Below are 14,782 nucleotides of genomic sequence, written 5' to 3'. Positions count from 1 at the left end.
AGGATGGAAGGAGGAACATTTCACGATTTTTTCTACCAAACGTTTGGGAATCAGCCGTATCCGTATCAGGAGCTGGTGGCAACCGAGGTACTGCAAGATAAAAATGTGGTGCTGGTTGCTCCTACTGGTGCGGGCAAGACGTGGGCGGCCCTCGCTCCGTTCCTCTATTCGAAACAGATCGGAAAACCGATCGCAGACCGTGTGATCTACGCTCTTCCGGTACGAGCGCTGGCTTCTTCTTTGCATAGATCGACGAAAGAACTGGTTGAAAAAAAGTTTGGGTTGAAAGTGACTCTTCAGATGGGGAATCAACCGAGTGACCCGTTCTTTCAAGGAGACATCGTCTTTACTACGATCGATCAACTATTGAGCGCTTATATTGGTCTCGCCTATGGAACCTCCAGTTCATCGTCATAAGTTGGAGAAGATAGGTTGTCGAGGATTACCCCTGTTTTGAAGCAAAAAGTCGATCCTCGAAAATAAAGCAGGATGTAGTCCGAATCTGAGAGTGCGTGAAGCCTTGCTGCGCCTCGGTTTTTCGATGGCTGATTCGGTCGGTAACAATGGCAGACCCGTTATGAAGGGGACTGAAAGTCGTCACTCCATTTGAACGAGTAGAACGCTTCGATGAACGGTAACAATGGCAGACCCGTTATGAAGGGGACTGGAAGTTCGAAATGATTAACTTGTATGAGATAATTGCACATGAGGTAACGATGGTAGGCACGTTAAAACGCCATCGTTTTCTGAGACCCAACAGATAGCGAAGATCGCACTTGCACATCGAACCTTACCGTTATAAAAAAGTAGACCTCCCAGATTTAGCAACCAGGGAGGTCTACTTTTTGTCAATCACGAGCCGACAAATGCTCTATTGTTTCGCGCTGTTCATGCACTAACTTGGCAGATTGTACGCAAGTGTTTGCTTCGTGCAAGTCAGCTTGGAGTTGAATCGATGCCTGATCAGAATACGCGGATTAAGCGAAGACTTCCAGAGACGTATATACGCCAGCCGGGTTGTCTGTCGTATCGCCAGTCGGAGCGTAGTTGTACGCGAGGATGGTGATGATGTTCTGACCAGCCACAAAGTATTGTTCGCAATCTTCTTTCGAGAAGATGAAGTAGCGGCCTTGTTTATAATTGGAAGGTTCCGGAGTTGGATCGTCAACTGTCACCGTCTTGCCGTTGATGAAGACGGAGCCGTAGTTGTCAACGGCAAGGAACAATGTAGCAGAGATCAACGGTTTTGTGGTGTTGATGTTGAACGTCTTGTAAGTCGCACAGTGCATGCTTGCCGGATGGTCTTTGGACCAGATGAAGCAGCCGCCCTCCGTCGGGTTCACCCAAGTGTTACAGGTGGTGCTTGCTGCGTTGTCCCATGTGGTGTCGGTTGTGACTTTGCCGACGAGTTGCCCTTGTTGGATATCTTTTGCCGCTTGATAGTTTGCTACTTGTACCATAATGATTGAAACCTCCTAAAATAGATAAATGTTTTGGTTGCATCACATGTCGGAGTATTCGTTGAACAAATGAAACTTCATACTGAATGGATGCAAAGTGAAATCAGTTGTGCCAACCAGGACAGTCTAGTAGCTGAATTCGCGCTGGATCGATGGCGCTGACCTTTTTTCTGGCGTAGATCAGCCGCGAATGCTACTACAAGGAGCTACTTGCTCATTTTCAAATCTTCTGCGTTTGTCTGCTTGTCATGAAAACTGAGCAGATGTTCCGCAATACTTGTCTATCCCGATGGACGCATCGTGTAGACTCATACATGCGATCTTCTTGTGAAGCCTCCAAAACGAGGGAGCAAGTGTTGATCGCTATGATCTGTAGCAGCTCTTGAGGTAATTATAAATCGCAATGGGTTAAAATTTCAGTAACTGTTTATTCAGTGGAGGTCATGGATGACTTATCAAACTTTCATATGACTTCATCTGCGTTGACCAATTTTTGAACTAATGCAGGTGCCACCTTGATCTCGTCTGCGTTCGTGTATCCAGTGTGTTTATACGAATCTTCAGCTCTTTTGGAATGAATCAGCGTAGGGCGGTTCGGCCTGTTCTTTTTGTTTATGAAATTCAAGCACTTTGGACATTCCTTGAAAATACGATAAGATTGTCGAGTTCGAACGAAGGAGGCAATCGCATGAGCCGCCGTTTTGATCTGCATGATGAATGGAATCGAGATGCCGCCTGCCTTGAGGAAGATTGGTGCAAAGAGTACGACCGACAGATGATAGCCGATCAGCAACGGCAAATCGAATCCATAAATCAAATGTTCTTTTTTCACATCAACAGACAAAAGGTTCCTCATCCCCTCTTGCTGGAGGCAAGACAAATTGCTCCCAATCAACTATTCCTTCACTATGATCGGCGGACCGATTTGGCCTCTGCAACAAATGTATCCAACTATTAGATACGAAGTAACATCGAGTACCCCATTCCCACAGGGATCTCAACAGAGGGGATGGACTATGAGCTGACCGATTCCAACTCGGTACGTCCGGATTCCGCAATCATTCGACCTGTCGATGATTCGAAAATGAGATTCGTCATGACCTTTCGATTGAATGCCATAACGGGTCTTATGCATCACGTACTCCCTTGTTTTGTGAATGAAGAGGGACGGAGAGGTTTTGATGACGCAAATTGGGGTCCTTTTAGCAAAAATACGTTTATCGGCATGTAGCACTCGTTGCGCCAGTAATAAATGTGTGAAAATGCAACCGTGCTTTTGAAGTGGGGTCGTGGGGAGCTTTGAATCCCCTCGGCTCATACATACAAGGAGAAACTGTGTTTCGCAACTGAAAAGTGCAGAGTATCGCGGCCATTTTGTGCATAGCACCGCCAACATCGAAATTCATGAATTTATGCTCGACAGAGCATGACGCAAGCGATAACTCTCGCCCGTAAAACTCAGGATGTGCGCGTGGTGAACTAAACGATCCACCAGCGCTTTCGTTAATCTAGTATCACCAAACACGCTGTTCCATTGCCCAAACTCCAGATTGGAGGTCACTATGAGACTTCGCTGCTCGTAGCATTCCGAGATAACGTGAAACAGAAGTTCAGCACCCGTTTGGTGAAACGGCACGAAGCCCACCTCATCCAAAATCAACAGATCGCACTTCATCAGTTCTTTTTGAAATCTCGTCAGCGTCCCGCTCGCATGTCTTTCCTGCAATTTGGCGACAAGCTCCGAGACGCGATAAAACCTCACATCAAGCCCCTGCCGACAGGCTTCCACCCCTAACGCAATTGCCAGATGGGTTTTCCCAGTTCCCACCTTTCCCAACATCAAGATGTTCTCTTTATGTTTCAGGAAGTTAAGCTCACGTAGAGACTGCTCCGTGCAATGATTCGGAAACGTGATCTCCTCAAAGTTGTATCCTTCGAACGTTTTCAATTGAGGGAATCCGGCGCGCTTCATCAATCTCTTCATTTTACTGGACTCACGTCCTTGGATCTCTGACTGCAGGATTGCCAGCAAGAAGTCAGTACGACTCTCGAACGGAACCGATTCGTAGTGGTTCATTACATGTGCCAGATGGAGCGTTTTGCACGCCTGCGCCAACATTTTTCGATTCATAATGTCACCCCCAACAGATCGTTGTAATTGGCCAAGTCACCTGGATGATAGCCTTGAATCTTCGATGGGGTGTGTACCTCTTGGAACGGTTCAGGATGAAACTCGGGATATCGTTGTTTGTACAAAGCGTGCTCCAACGCTGTTTCGACGCGAGAATCCCAAGGCATGAGTTCGTGCAGGCCTTTAGCGATCTCCCCCATCGTGTAGTTCTCCAACAAACGCCTCACAAGGGACAGGCGTGCCTTGCACGTCTCCGACTCAACTTCCCTCAGGAAGTGTTTCAGTGTTTCTGGCATCATCGACACAAAAGTCGAATATCTGACGGAGCGAGGGCGTCGCTTGAGTCCATCTAACACAGCTCTCCACTCGATCTCCATCGTCTTGTCCGTATAAGGCCGAGGGAACTCGAAGATTTTGCTGTACGACTCGTCCAATACCTCGATCAGATCCCACTTAATCTTGAGCAACACGCGCTGCTCTGCCTTGCATTGCGGGAGTGGGTACTTGATGTTCTCGAACGACAGTTCACGAAATTTGTTCAATCGACCTGTATCCAAACGAAATACCTCTAGCGGTTCAAGCGGCAGGGAATAGAGCATTTTCTGCTCCTGTCGCCATAGATCGTCCACTTTCTCCTTCTTCGAATAGTGAATGCGCTGACGATCCTCCAGTGCCTCCATTTCAAGATGTACTGCGAGTTCATCGAGCGATTGAATGACTGGGATCGGGACACACCAGTTCCGCCTTCCGTAACCAACCTTGTTCTCTACATTGCCTTTCTCGTTGCCTCTCGCCACATTACAAAAGACAGGCTCGAAGCGGTAATGAGCACAGAACCTTGTGAACGCATCAGTTTGCTTTCGTTCTCCGTTTTTCTCGATAGATGCAACCGCAGCCGCGAGGTTATCGAACCAGATGCGTCGCGGTACTCCGCCCATTTGTCCGAACAGCCGCTTCAAGGCTTCGAGAAAGCACTCGCCATTCTCAGATGGAACGGGGAAAGCGAAGGCCGCATTGCTAAATGGGAAGGACGCGGTAAGAATCTTACGTTCCACGAGCCTCCCGTTCTGCGCAACCTGTACGGTTCCAAAGTCTACCTGGGCTTCGCCACCTGGATGCTCCAGCCGTTCGTAGCTCTTCGCTCGGTCATGGGCGTAAGCCGCCCGCCATTTAGCCACGTACTCCTGTACCGTTCGTTCGCCACCAGTAAATTCATACTCCGCTTTGAGACGGTTAAAGATCCGCCGAGCGGTGTGGCGCTGTTTGCGGGGAAGAGCCTCGTCCTCCAATAGCCACGTATCTATGATTTCGAGAAACGGACCGAGAACTGGGTAACGACCGAATCGTTTTCCCACCGTCTCGTTCCAATCGTCTTTGTCCGCATATTTTTTGGCAGTTCGCCAATTCAAGTTCATTCGTTCTGCAATTTCGGTTATCGAACACCCTTCGTGTTCGCGCAAAAATTTGATATACTGTTGTTCAGGCACTTTCAACATCCTCTCGATCCCCCTTGGTCGTCGCAAACCGTAGGGTAAGTTAGTAGATCGATGTTGGCAAGTGCTTTTTTTATGCCAAAATGTCGCGGGCAAAGTCTGCACTTTTACGCCGCGACATTCTGCAATTTCATTATGCGATAAACAGAGAAACATGTATTTGAAGAAGGGGAGCGAGCGTTCAACAAAATTAAATGCTTATTTGATCGAAGACGGTATCGAAGTTCTTGACCATTTTCCAAAGTCCGTATGATGCTAGGGTAAGTTGACACTGGCAGTCGCACAGCTTGTCCTCGAACTTATGAGGAGTTTTTTGGCGTGGTGCGAATATCGACGGCCTGCTCAAGTGTTTCAAGTACGCTCTAAATGCTCTGCGTGAAGTAGTAGGTATTCCTCGCCAGACACAAGCGCACCGCGAGGAAGGGTTGGGGATTTATCGAGTGGATGTGCAAGGTAAACTTAAATATTCTATCCATTGGAGGAATACGGTATACTGAGGAGGGAAACAATAAATTCAGGAAAACACCTGTTTCGAGGATCCCCCCCTGTTTTGAAGCAAAAAGTCGATCCTCGAAAAAATGCAAGATGCAGTCCGAATCAAAGGGCGCGTGAAGCCTTGCTACGCCTCGTTTTTTCTGTGCTCGATTCGGTCGGTAACAATGGCAGACCCGTTATGTAGGGGACTGAAAGATGAGCTGCTAGACTTTAGAATTGACTGGTTATCGTTCGTAACAATGGCAGACCCGTTATGTAGGGGACTGAAAGGAATTGTTCCCACGTTCTCACATCCTTTCAATCGTCAGTAACAATGGCAGACCCGTTAGATAGGGGACTGAAAGTCACGCTAGAACGTTCGAAAACCACCAAGAAAACCTTGATGTTACAAGGCTTTCTTGGTGGTTTTTTGGTTTGTTGCTAACGAAATGCGCTAATCGACCTGTTTTTTGTGCTTTTGTACAGAGTTTTTGCAGCCGCCTCTTGCATGTCCAGAGATGAGGTGTCCGTATACGTCCATTGTGAACGATGTGGAAGAGTGACCCATCCGGTGGCTGTGCACGTTGTCCATGATCAACTAGCAAGCGTGTGGGTGACGGATATCGTGAAGCCGATACCTCCAACCTAGCTACTCCATGATCTTCTTAAACCAGTTGCTGATTTTGTCTGGATCAAAGAATCTTCCGTCTTCATGACAAAAGATGAAGTCGTTGTTTTCAAAACCACGCCATGGCTTTGATCAACTTTTGGAGTTTGGTATGCTTCTGTTCCAGTTTAAGCAGAAAGGGTAAACTGTCGCCAGAGGGAGTAAACGATGGAAAGACCACTTGCAGATTGATCAGCAGAGCAAAGCAAGTGGTCTAAATAATAAGTGATAATCAGTTGATGTTAATAATATGTTATTGTATAATTTATATGAAAGGGGATAGTGTTTTGAGACCAATGCGCATTGAGGAATGGGTAACTGAACATAGTTTCGACACCGAGTCGAAACTATTAATGGGGGAGTCGATCCTTTGTTATAAAGCAGGGGCTTACAGAGCTGCGTTACTTTATTCATTTCTGTTCTTTTCTTCCGTTTTAAGATACAGGATTTTAGGGACAAAAGTACCACCAAATGGTTATGCCGAACAAGAATGGGAAGATGTAAGGCGAAAACTGGTTAACGATGATATTTGGGATACTCATCTTAAGGGTTATATCGAAAATAAAAAAAAACCAATGTTTGATATACCTAGCGATGTGAGAGATCAGGTTAGTTTCTGGCGAGCTAGAAGAAATGATTCTGCACATGCAAAATCTAACTCGATTGATTATGCATACGTTGAATCTTTCTGGTTGTTTTTAATATCGAATCTTCCGAAATTTGTGTTTCCTGGAAGTAAAGAGGTGCTACTTCAGGAAATTAAGGATCATTTCGACTTCACGAAAACATCTAGACTTAAAGGTCACAGTCATCTTGTGAGTCAAATTCGATCGAGTGTTCAAAAACACCAATTTGAAGATTTTTTTAAAGATATGGTGAAAGTTATTGCCGAGTTAGATGAAGATTATTATCTTGATGATAGATTCCATTCGTTTATTAACGATATTTTTGACTTACGGGATTGTGAATTGTCTGATGCTTTGTCTAATGTGCTTTGGTTGGACGAGGTTGATATGGTGATGTTTATTCATTCTCACCCGGACAAGATTAATGCAGTTGCTAATTCTTCACAGCGGTTAAGAGAATTCTGGGTAAGTTATATGTTCGAGAAAAGACATCGAGGACCAAATACTTGGGGAGTAGTGTGTAGCATTATCGGAAAGCAACTGCTAGATGAACTTAATTATTCAGAATTTATCGTCAAACTAATGAAGAATCTACCGAAAACTCCACCAACAGATATACAGTATCTTGTTTTAAAACAAATAAACTTCCTGGAACACTACCGGGAGTACGTGTTTATGAAGAAGCGACTTTCAAAAAAGAACAAAAACAATAAAATGTACGCTGACCGTAATTCTGAAATGATTCTTTCAGCTCTAAGCGAAATGGAATTTGACAAATATGTAGTTGAGGAATTGCGAGATATCCTACAAATAACGGGGTCAAAATTTGTAGATAAGGTAACTAAGTTTTTTGAGGACAATAGCGAGAAAAAAATTGAGTACGAAACTATTCTAAGTGAATTAGATTGAGGAAAAAATGGGCACTCCATCAAGGGAGCTCTTTTTTTGACTGAATAGAGCCTATCTCTATATTCCCAATCACTGTGAATTTGAAAGGAGGTGACTTGACCCGAATAAATAGGATGTATGGGAACTGGGGCTGACACTGAGCAATTTAGTATGAGTATGCAGTTCTTGTCAGAATAAAATTCATAAACAAAAATGATCATTGCTTCGTGGTTAACTAACTTGTATTATTATAGAAAATCATTGTACAAGAGGTGTTAACTCGAATATGGCAAACAGATCGATTCTGATTGACTTTTACAGAGTTTCATTGCCTTCTGGGGTAAAGTTTAAGAAAATGCTGGAGGTAGCCAAAGCCGCAAATCTGGAGGATCGTGAGTTTAATGTGAAGGACTACCCGATCCGACTTGAAAAAATAGAACGCTTGACCGATGGAAATTGGCTTGGACACCTTGTAAAGATCCGAATGGATTTCCTTCCGAAAAAAGCAACAAAAGGTCAAGCTGGGCTCGAAGATCTCGGATTGAATCCTGACCAAGGAATTGGTGAGGAAACAAGTTTTATGTACAACGAAAACACAAATGTTATTTTATACCAACGGAATTACTATGGCGTTCGCATTGAAGGATTCAATCAATACATGCGAAAGCTATATAAGGACAGCAAAGGTTTGACTAAGGAGATCCTGTTAGAGTTCTTAGCAATCGTTGGGGAAGATGCTTTTGAAAAATTGGAACGTCAACAGATCATACGAAAAGTAGATGTTAGGTTGGCTTTACCTGACAATCCGGAGATCGCATCGAAATTAAGGAAAAATCAAGTGCTGAACAAGTGGATTGATAACCTTGAAGACACGGGATCAGAGACAATGTCCCTTACATTGTCAATGGGAAGGAAAAGAAATGCGAGTATGATCGTTAACGCGATTAAGGAAGCAGCGCGCATTGCTGTCAAGGAACAGGATTACATTGGAAAATTTAAGGTAAGGGCAAAAGAGGATGACTACAAAGGACGACTTGAGTGGATCGATCTTCTTGAAGATCGTATCCATGAAAATGTAGAATTAGATGTTAGCCGAAAAGAACCGCTTACCCACGATCGCATGTCAAGAGAGCTAATCAAAGTGTGGGGCGAACGGGAGGAGGAAATTAATGCTCTCTTTTTGATCAGATGATGAGGAGGTACTGACAAAATGAGCCTCAGTCTCTTAGAGAAGTTAGAGGCCTGGATCGTTGGTGTTGTATCTGGTTTAATCGCCTACTACATGGTTACAAATGGTAAGGTCGCTGACACCGCCTACACAAATCTGATGTCAGCAGGGGTAACATTCTCAGCAATAGCAATCGGTTTTCTTGCAAGTGTTCTTTCAATTATGGTTGTTATCTCGTCTCATGAAGTTGTGGGTTACATTTTGGCAATCGATCAAACAGACCAAATGATCTTAAAGTATCTTGCATCTGTAATACGATGGGCACTACTTTTGTTGGTTGTGTCTGGAATTGGTTTTTTGGTGCCAAAGGAAATCTGGTTTACTCCTTGGTGCTTTACCGCGACTGCTACTGTAGCAGCGTTTGAAAGGGCATCAAGAGTGATAGTCTCTTTGGTTAGAAGATCGTTATACTCATCAAATACTAAATGAGAGAGAAGAGCTAATAGACTACTGGTGTGGATACGAGTTCGAAACTGGTACAGAAACGGATGCGAAGGTGCATCTGGAAGGCTTGGACGGTTGGGAATCATCTACGGCGACCTTTGTTGGTCGTCTTTTTGTTGAGAACATACCCAGCGTGCGATCAGAAAAAATTTTTCGAGAGTTGCAGTGTTCTCATAAAAAATATCGCCTTCTTGATCGGTTTCGAAGGCCGTCCGAATGTCTCGCGTTGCTGTGACACGATAACTTAGTTATTCTGTCCAAGGAAGGAATACGATATACTGAGGAGGGAAATAATAACTTCAAGAAAACCACAGTTTCGAGGATCCCCCCCTGTTTTGAAGCAAAAAGCCGATCCTCGAAAAAAGGCAGAACGCCGTCCGATTCAAAGAGTGCTTGAATCCTAGCTACGCCTTGTTTTTTGTGCCTGATTCGGTCGGTAACAATGGCAGACCCGTTATATAGGGGACTGCAAGGTCACGGACTCTTTTGTCTGCAATAAGACCAATCTAAATGTAACAATGGCAGACCTGTTAGTTAGGGGACTGAAAGAAGGAAACGATTGGCAACGTTACGGTCTTGGTCAGATTGTAACAATGACAGACCCGTCACACAGGAGACTACAAGGAATGAACTTTACGATACTTCATGACTTTCTTCGCTTGTAACCACGGCAAACCCACTCAATCGAAAACTAAAAGCACATATCAAATCAAAAGACCTTCGCCAAGGTACAGTCCCAGGCGAAGGTCTTTTTCCACACTTCCAGATCGGCACATTCACATTCCAGTCACCACGCGACTGCCCAAGGTCCTCACTCCATACTCCCTCCTACAACCCCCACTCCACCGCCAATCACCCACCTCCTACTCGTACACATCCCACCGATAATTCATCACCGATGTATAGGTCTGCACGGCGATCATTTCCTTTGCTCCGGCCTGCAACCGATAGCCTCCTTTGCCAAGATATTCGACGTTTTCCACCTGCTCGATTTGCACGCCACCCAGTTGCTGCTGCAACAGCGGGTCATCCAAGATGTGCTTCGCGTTCCATTGCTTCAGCCAACTTCCCGCTTCAAACCCCAACACCACAAGCAATACAACTGCCCAGATCACATTTGTCCAAATCATCTTGTTTTTCATAGCTTCATCGTACCGCGAAATGTAGTTAGTCACAATTCGTTCAGACTGTTGTAAAATACCCTTATAGACTTCCAGTCGTTTTTTATAATACAATGCCTATAAGAGATCGAATTTTCGAATAAATAATAGAGTTTAGAGAGATGCAGGGGGTCACTTCGATGAAACGAATGGTGCAGAAAATGATGGCGATCGGACTTGGGCTAAGCCTTGTGTTGGCGGTGGGCTGCTCGGAGTCGGACGGTCCGAAAGTCGGCAAAACGGTCAAAGAAGGCGAGAAGGTGGTCGTGTACTCGACACTCCAAGCCCAAGCGAGTTTTGCCAAGGAGATCGGCGGCGACAAGGTGGACGTGCAAACGTACATGCCGCCCGGACAGAACTTCTGGCAATGGGCCCCGACGCTGAAGGAGATGCGCGACTTGGAGCAAGCGCATGTCATGATCTTGAACGGCAACGGTGTGGAAGATCGCTGGTGGGATCAAATGTATGCGACCGTGAAGATCAAAAATGATGATCTGCTCGTCATCGACGCGTCGCAAGGTCTGGACAAGCTCAACTTGCTGCGTTACTACAACCCGGACGCCAGCGAAGATGACAAAGTGAAGAAACGTTTTGACCCGTGGCACTACCTCGACCCGCAAAATGCCAAAGTCGAGGTCGATACGATCGCCACGGCCCTTTCGAAAAAAGCACCCGCTTATGCTGAGGAATTTCAGAAAAACGCCGAGGAGTTCAAACACAAACTCGATCAACTCGATCAAGAATATGCGGACACGCTCTCCAAAGTGAAGCGCAAGGAAATCGTCTCGCCCTACCCGGCGTTTCAATATCTCACCAAACGCTATGGTCTGAACTACTACGTTCCGACGTCGATTGCCATCAACGAATTCCCGCAGGACAAATTTGATGAAATGGATGCGGTCAAAGTCGATTTTGCAAAACATGACGCTGCGAACATCTTCTTTGAAGGGGAAGCCGCACCGCGCGTGCAGGAGTTCCTCGGCCAGATGGGCTACCAAGCGAAGACACTAAACACGTACGAGGGCAAAATGGAGCCGGATAAGCTGAAAGGATATCTGCAGGTGATGGAGGAAAATCTCGCCGTACTCAAGGAAGCGCTCAATCAGTAAGCAATCGCAAAATCCAGCAAAAAAAGGCACTCAATCTGCGTGACAGTGATTGAGTGTTCTTTTTTGTGGCAAGAATCGTAAGAATTACGTTTTACAAACGGATACGAAAGGAGTATAGTGGAAACATCGAATTCGTAATGATTACGTTTTAGGGGGAGTTTGCAAAATGAACAAATGGTGGAAACTAACGGCAAGCAGTCTTGTCGCCGCTTCACTGATCCTGACAGGATGTGCTGAAAAGCCGAATTCCGGCCCTGGAAACTCGTCCACTTCCGATAAAATAAAGGTCGTCACCAGCTTTTACCCAATGTACGAGTTTACCAAAAAAGTAGCAGGCGACCTTGCGGACGTCACTGTGCTCGTTCCGGCCGGTACGGAGCCGCACGACTGGGAACCGACTGCAAAAGATGTGGCGCGCATTTCCGAAGCGGACATTTTCGTATATAATGGTGCAGGGTTTGAATCTTGGGTCGATAGTGTGCTGGGAACGGTAGGCAACAAGAATCTGAAAGTGGTCGAAGCTTCGCACGGCGCCGATCTGATGGAAGGCGTCGAAGAAGAAGGACACGAAGGGCACAAGGATGGCGATCATGCGCATGATCACGATCATGGCAATTTCGATCCGCACATCTGGCTCGACCCGGTACTAGCTCAGCATGAAGTGCAGGAAATCTCCGCGATGCTGCAAAAGGCTGACCCCGCACATCAAGCGGAATACCAAAAGAACACGGAAGCCTATCTCAAGGAATTGAAAGCGCTCGATCAGTCGTTCCAAGATGGCTTGAAACAGGTGAAATCGAAAGAGTTTGTCACGTCGCACACCGCATTTGCCTATCTCGCACACCGCTATGGATTGAAACAGGTGCCGATCGCAGGCATCTCACCGGAACAGGAGCCGTCCGCGTCGGAGATGAAAGACATTGTCGCCTTCGCCAAATCGCACAACGTGAATACGATCTTCTTTGAAACGCTCGTCTCGCCAAAAGTGGCCGAAGCGGTCGCCAAAGAGGTCGGAGCGGTCACGGCGGTGCTCAATCCGTTAGAAGGTCTGACCGAAGAGGAGAAGAAAAGCGGACTTGATTACATTGGCGTGATGAAACAGAATCTTGAGGCGTTGACAAAAGCGCTGACCAAATAATAGCAGCAGGCGCAATTGTTCGCTTGCTCCGCCGCGTACACATAGAACAGTGGTACAGCGAAGACGTGCGGAGCAAGCGATTCGGGTGCGCATGCTGACACCGAAACTAGATTCGATAGAGGAGAGGAGGATTGCAGATGGAACTGGCAGCAATGCGCGAGGTAGTCTTTGGGTATGGGCCCACGCCGGTGTTGGAAGGGTTGAACTTGACGATTCGTCAGTCAGAATTTATCGGGCTGACCGGGCCAAACGGCTCCGCAAAAACCACAACGTTAAAACTTTTGCTCGGGCTTTTGCAACCTCAGCGCGGCTCGATTGTGATCGACAAACAAAGCGGAAGTGGCAAACCGGTCGTCATCGGCTACGTCCCGCAGGAAATCGCTTCCTTTAATGTAGGGTTCCCCAGCACCGTCTATGAACTGGTGCGCTCAGGTCTGTTCACCCGCAAACGCTGGTTTGGCTTTCTGCCCAAGGAGGAGGTCGCCCGCGTCGAGCAGGTGTTGCGCCAAGTCGGGATGTGGGAACACCGCAAGCGCAAGATCGGCGAGCTGTCCGGCGGGCAAAAGCAGCGCGTCTGTCTTGCCCGCACGCTGGTGCTGGAGCCCGATCTGCTCGTGCTCGATGAGCCGACGACCGGGATGGACGTCACCGCCCGCACGATGTTTTACGACCTGCTTCACCATCAGGTCAAGGCGCATGGCCGCACCGTCCTGATGGTCACGCATGACTTGGAAGAGACCTTGCCGCGTCTGTCGCGTCTGCTCGTCCTCGACAAATGGATTCGCTTCGACGGCACGCCGGAACAGTTCCGTGAGCGCATGGACCTGAGCGGTCGTCCGCAGTCGCTTCCTTTATATTGCTGTTATGATGATCAGCAGCCGATCCTGCGCCAAGAGCAAGCGGAAGGAGTGAGATAAGTGCTTGAAATGCTGCAATACGGCTTTTTAAAAAATGCCTTCCTGGCCGGTGGCATGATCGCACTGATCGCTCCGGTGATCGGTGTGTACATCGTGTTGCGCCGCCAATCGTTGGTGGCCGAAACGCTGTCTCACGTCTCGCTGGCCGGGGTCGCGCTCGGTGTGTTGCTCGGCTATTATCCGATGCTGACCGGAATGGCTGCGGCGCTGTTTGGTGCCATTTTGGTCGATACGTTGCGTCGCTCATTTCGATCTTACAGCGAGCTGTCGATCGCGATCTTGATGTCGGGGGGCCTCGCGACCGCACTCGTTTTGATGAGCATGAACCAAGGGGTGAGCCGCAGCTTCACCTCCTATCTGTTCGGGTCGATCATCGCGGTCAACTCGACCGACCTGCTGGTGATGGCAGGCGTGCTGCTCTTGTGCGCGCTCTTTTTCTTTTTCCTGTGGCGCCCGATGTACGTGCTGACCTTCGATGAAGAAACGGCCGAGGTCAGCGGAATCCCGACGCGCTGGCTGTCACTCGCCTTTTCACTGTTGACAGGTCTGGTCGTCGCCGTCTCGATGCCGATCGTCGGCGTCTTGCTCGTCTCGTCGCTGATGGTGCTTCCGGCGGCGATCGCGCTTCGGCTCAGCAAAGGGTTTACGCTGGCCGTCGTGCTCGCCGTCGTGATCGGGCTCTTCGGCGTCCTGTCAGGGCTCACGCTGTCGTTTTATCAAGACATCCCGCCAGGCGGCACGATCGTCCTCGTCCTGATCGGCATCCTCATCTCCGTGCTTGGGATCAAGCGGGTCGTGCTGTTTATCCAAACGCGCCTGGGCTCAAAAGAAGATGCAGGTGTGATCGCGGGTAAAACGGTCGAAGAGCGCTAGGAACGGAATGAACCTATTAAGAAAAAACACCCTCCTCGGGTGTTTTTCTTATGTTTCCAGCATTTTATTACAGGAACTGACACGGTCGCGTCGAATAGGAGGGAGTGGTGTATGACCAACTGTCTCTTTTTTCGACATCGTCAAAGCGGCACGTGCCGACAATCTCAGACTAGA

13 protein-coding genes are annotated in these 14,782 nt (G+C 47.4%); 9 read left to right on the top strand and 4 right to left on the bottom strand.

Annotation, left to right across the window (positions count from 1 at the left end):
• Positions 1–3: 3 nt before the first annotated feature.
• The gene (locus tag CIG75_RS17485) at positions 4–417 is read left to right on the top strand and encodes a DEAD/DEAH box helicase (RefSeq protein ID WP_157729626.1); all 414 of its coding nucleotides are present in this window, start codon (positions 4–6) and stop codon (positions 415–417) included.
• A gap of 560 nt (positions 418–977) precedes the next feature.
• Here CIG75_RS17485 and CIG75_RS17480 read toward each other — a convergent pair.
• Positions 978–1,460 (bottom strand): hypothetical protein, encoded by a 483-nt coding sequence (locus CIG75_RS17480; RefSeq protein WP_094237808.1) that lies wholly within the window; start codon positions 1,458–1,460, stop codon positions 978–980.
• 688 nt (positions 1,461–2,148) lie between these two features.
• On the opposite strand from CIG75_RS17480, the gene CIG75_RS21315 reads away from it, so the two are divergent.
• Positions 2,149–2,418 (top strand): hypothetical protein, encoded by a 270-nt coding sequence (locus CIG75_RS21315; RefSeq protein WP_227874273.1) that lies wholly within the window; start codon positions 2,149–2,151, stop codon positions 2,416–2,418.
• 444 nt (positions 2,419–2,862) lie between these two features.
• Here the strand turns inward: CIG75_RS21315 and istB are convergent, their stop codons facing one another.
• Positions 2,863–3,591, bottom strand: coding sequence for an IS21-like element helper ATPase IstB (istB, locus tag CIG75_RS17470; RefSeq protein WP_094234918.1), 729 nt, complete (start codon positions 3,589–3,591; stop codon positions 2,863–2,865).
• Entirely contained in the window at positions 3,588–5,087 is a 1,500-nt protein-coding gene (gene istA / locus CIG75_RS17465; RefSeq protein ID WP_094234919.1) for an IS21 family transposase, read from the bottom strand. Before istA ends, istB begins: the two co-directional genes overlap by 4 nt.
• 1,425 nt (positions 5,088–6,512) lie before the next feature.
• Here istA and CIG75_RS17460 point away from each other — a divergent pair.
• The 3 genes from CIG75_RS17460 (at position 6,513) to CIG75_RS17450 (ending at position 9,396) form a co-directional block, all read left to right on the top strand.
• The gene (locus tag CIG75_RS17460) at positions 6,513–7,760 is read left to right on the top strand and encodes a hypothetical protein (RefSeq protein WP_094237807.1); all 1,248 of its coding nucleotides are present in this window, start codon (positions 6,513–6,515) and stop codon (positions 7,758–7,760) included.
• 265 nt (positions 7,761–8,025) lie between these two features.
• Complete coding sequence (locus tag CIG75_RS17455; RefSeq protein ID WP_094237806.1) at positions 8,026–8,931, top strand: DUF6731 family protein; 906 nt, start codon at positions 8,026–8,028, stop codon at positions 8,929–8,931.
• A gap of 18 nt (positions 8,932–8,949) precedes the next feature.
• Positions 8,950–9,396 carry a hypothetical protein gene (locus CIG75_RS17450; RefSeq protein WP_094237805.1) on the top strand — a complete coding sequence of 149 codons (447 nt, stop codon included), beginning with the start codon at positions 8,950–8,952 and terminating at the stop codon, positions 9,394–9,396.
• An 878-nt stretch (positions 9,397–10,274) separates the two neighbouring features.
• Here the strand turns inward: CIG75_RS17450 and CIG75_RS17445 are convergent.
• On the bottom strand, positions 10,275–10,553 hold the full coding sequence (locus tag CIG75_RS17445) for a hypothetical protein (RefSeq protein WP_094237804.1): 279 nt from the start codon (positions 10,551–10,553) through the stop codon (positions 10,275–10,277).
• A 158-nt stretch (positions 10,554–10,711) separates the two neighbouring features.
• On the opposite strand from CIG75_RS17445, the gene CIG75_RS17440 reads away from it, so the two are divergent.
• The 4 genes from CIG75_RS17440 to CIG75_RS17425 all read left to right on the top strand — a co-directional run bounded on the left by CIG75_RS17440 (position 10,712) and on the right by CIG75_RS17425 (position 14,608).
• Positions 10,712–11,680 carry a metal ABC transporter solute-binding protein, Zn/Mn family gene (locus CIG75_RS17440; protein WP_157729625.1) on the top strand — a complete coding sequence of 323 codons (969 nt, stop codon included), beginning with the start codon at positions 10,712–10,714 and terminating at the stop codon, positions 11,678–11,680.
• A gap of 166 nt (positions 11,681–11,846) precedes the next feature.
• Positions 11,847–12,818, top strand: a complete 972-nt coding sequence (locus tag CIG75_RS17435; RefSeq protein WP_094237802.1) for a metal ABC transporter substrate-binding protein — start codon at positions 11,847–11,849, stop codon at positions 12,816–12,818.
• Between the two features lie 137 nt (positions 12,819–12,955).
• Complete coding sequence (locus CIG75_RS17430; RefSeq protein ID WP_094237801.1) at positions 12,956–13,735, top strand: metal ABC transporter ATP-binding protein; 780 nt, start codon at positions 12,956–12,958, stop codon at positions 13,733–13,735.
• A 9-nt stretch (positions 13,736–13,744) separates the two neighbouring features.
• Complete coding sequence (locus tag CIG75_RS17425) at positions 13,745–14,608, top strand: metal ABC transporter permease (protein ID WP_094238483.1); 864 nt, start codon at positions 13,745–13,747, stop codon at positions 14,606–14,608.
• Positions 14,609–14,782 lie beyond the last annotated feature (174 nt).

Source organism: Tumebacillus algifaecis, from assembly GCF_002243515.1.
Classification (GTDB): domain Bacteria; phylum Bacillota; class Bacilli; order Tumebacillales; family Tumebacillaceae; genus Tumebacillus_A; species Tumebacillus_A algifaecis.
Note: the sequence above shows the minus strand (reverse complement) of the source record. Positions and strands in the feature narration are given on the sequence as shown.

Excerpts from the sequence above, each read along its gene's own strand:
- CIG75_RS17485 (WP_157729626.1), top strand. The coding sequence starts at position 4 with ATGGAAGGAGGAACATTTCACGATTTTTTCTACCAAACGTTTGGGAAT.
- CIG75_RS17480 (WP_094237808.1), bottom strand. The coding sequence starts at position 1,460 with ATGGTACAAGTAGCAAACTATCAAGCGGCAAAAGATATCCAACAAGGG.
- CIG75_RS21315 (WP_227874273.1), top strand. The coding sequence starts at position 2,149 with ATGAGCCGCCGTTTTGATCTGCATGATGAATGGAATCGAGATGCCGCC.
- istB (WP_094234918.1), bottom strand. The coding sequence starts at position 3,591 with ATGAATCGAAAAATGTTGGCGCAGGCGTGCAAAACGCTCCATCTGGCA.
- istA (WP_094234919.1), bottom strand. The coding sequence starts at position 5,087 with ATGTTGAAAGTGCCTGAACAACAGTATATCAAATTTTTGCGCGAACAC.
- CIG75_RS17455 (WP_094237806.1), top strand. The coding sequence starts at position 8,026 with ATGGCAAACAGATCGATTCTGATTGACTTTTACAGAGTTTCATTGCCT.
- CIG75_RS17450 (WP_094237805.1), top strand. The coding sequence starts at position 8,950 with ATGAGCCTCAGTCTCTTAGAGAAGTTAGAGGCCTGGATCGTTGGTGTT.
- CIG75_RS17445 (WP_094237804.1), bottom strand. The coding sequence starts at position 10,553 with ATGAAAAACAAGATGATTTGGACAAATGTGATCTGGGCAGTTGTATTG.
- CIG75_RS17440 (WP_157729625.1), top strand. The coding sequence starts at position 10,712 with ATGAAACGAATGGTGCAGAAAATGATGGCGATCGGACTTGGGCTAAGC.
- CIG75_RS17435 (WP_094237802.1), top strand. The coding sequence starts at position 11,847 with ATGAACAAATGGTGGAAACTAACGGCAAGCAGTCTTGTCGCCGCTTCA.
- CIG75_RS17430 (WP_094237801.1), top strand. The coding sequence starts at position 12,956 with ATGGAACTGGCAGCAATGCGCGAGGTAGTCTTTGGGTATGGGCCCACG.
- CIG75_RS17425 (WP_094238483.1), top strand. The coding sequence starts at position 13,745 with ATGCTGCAATACGGCTTTTTAAAAAATGCCTTCCTGGCCGGTGGCATG.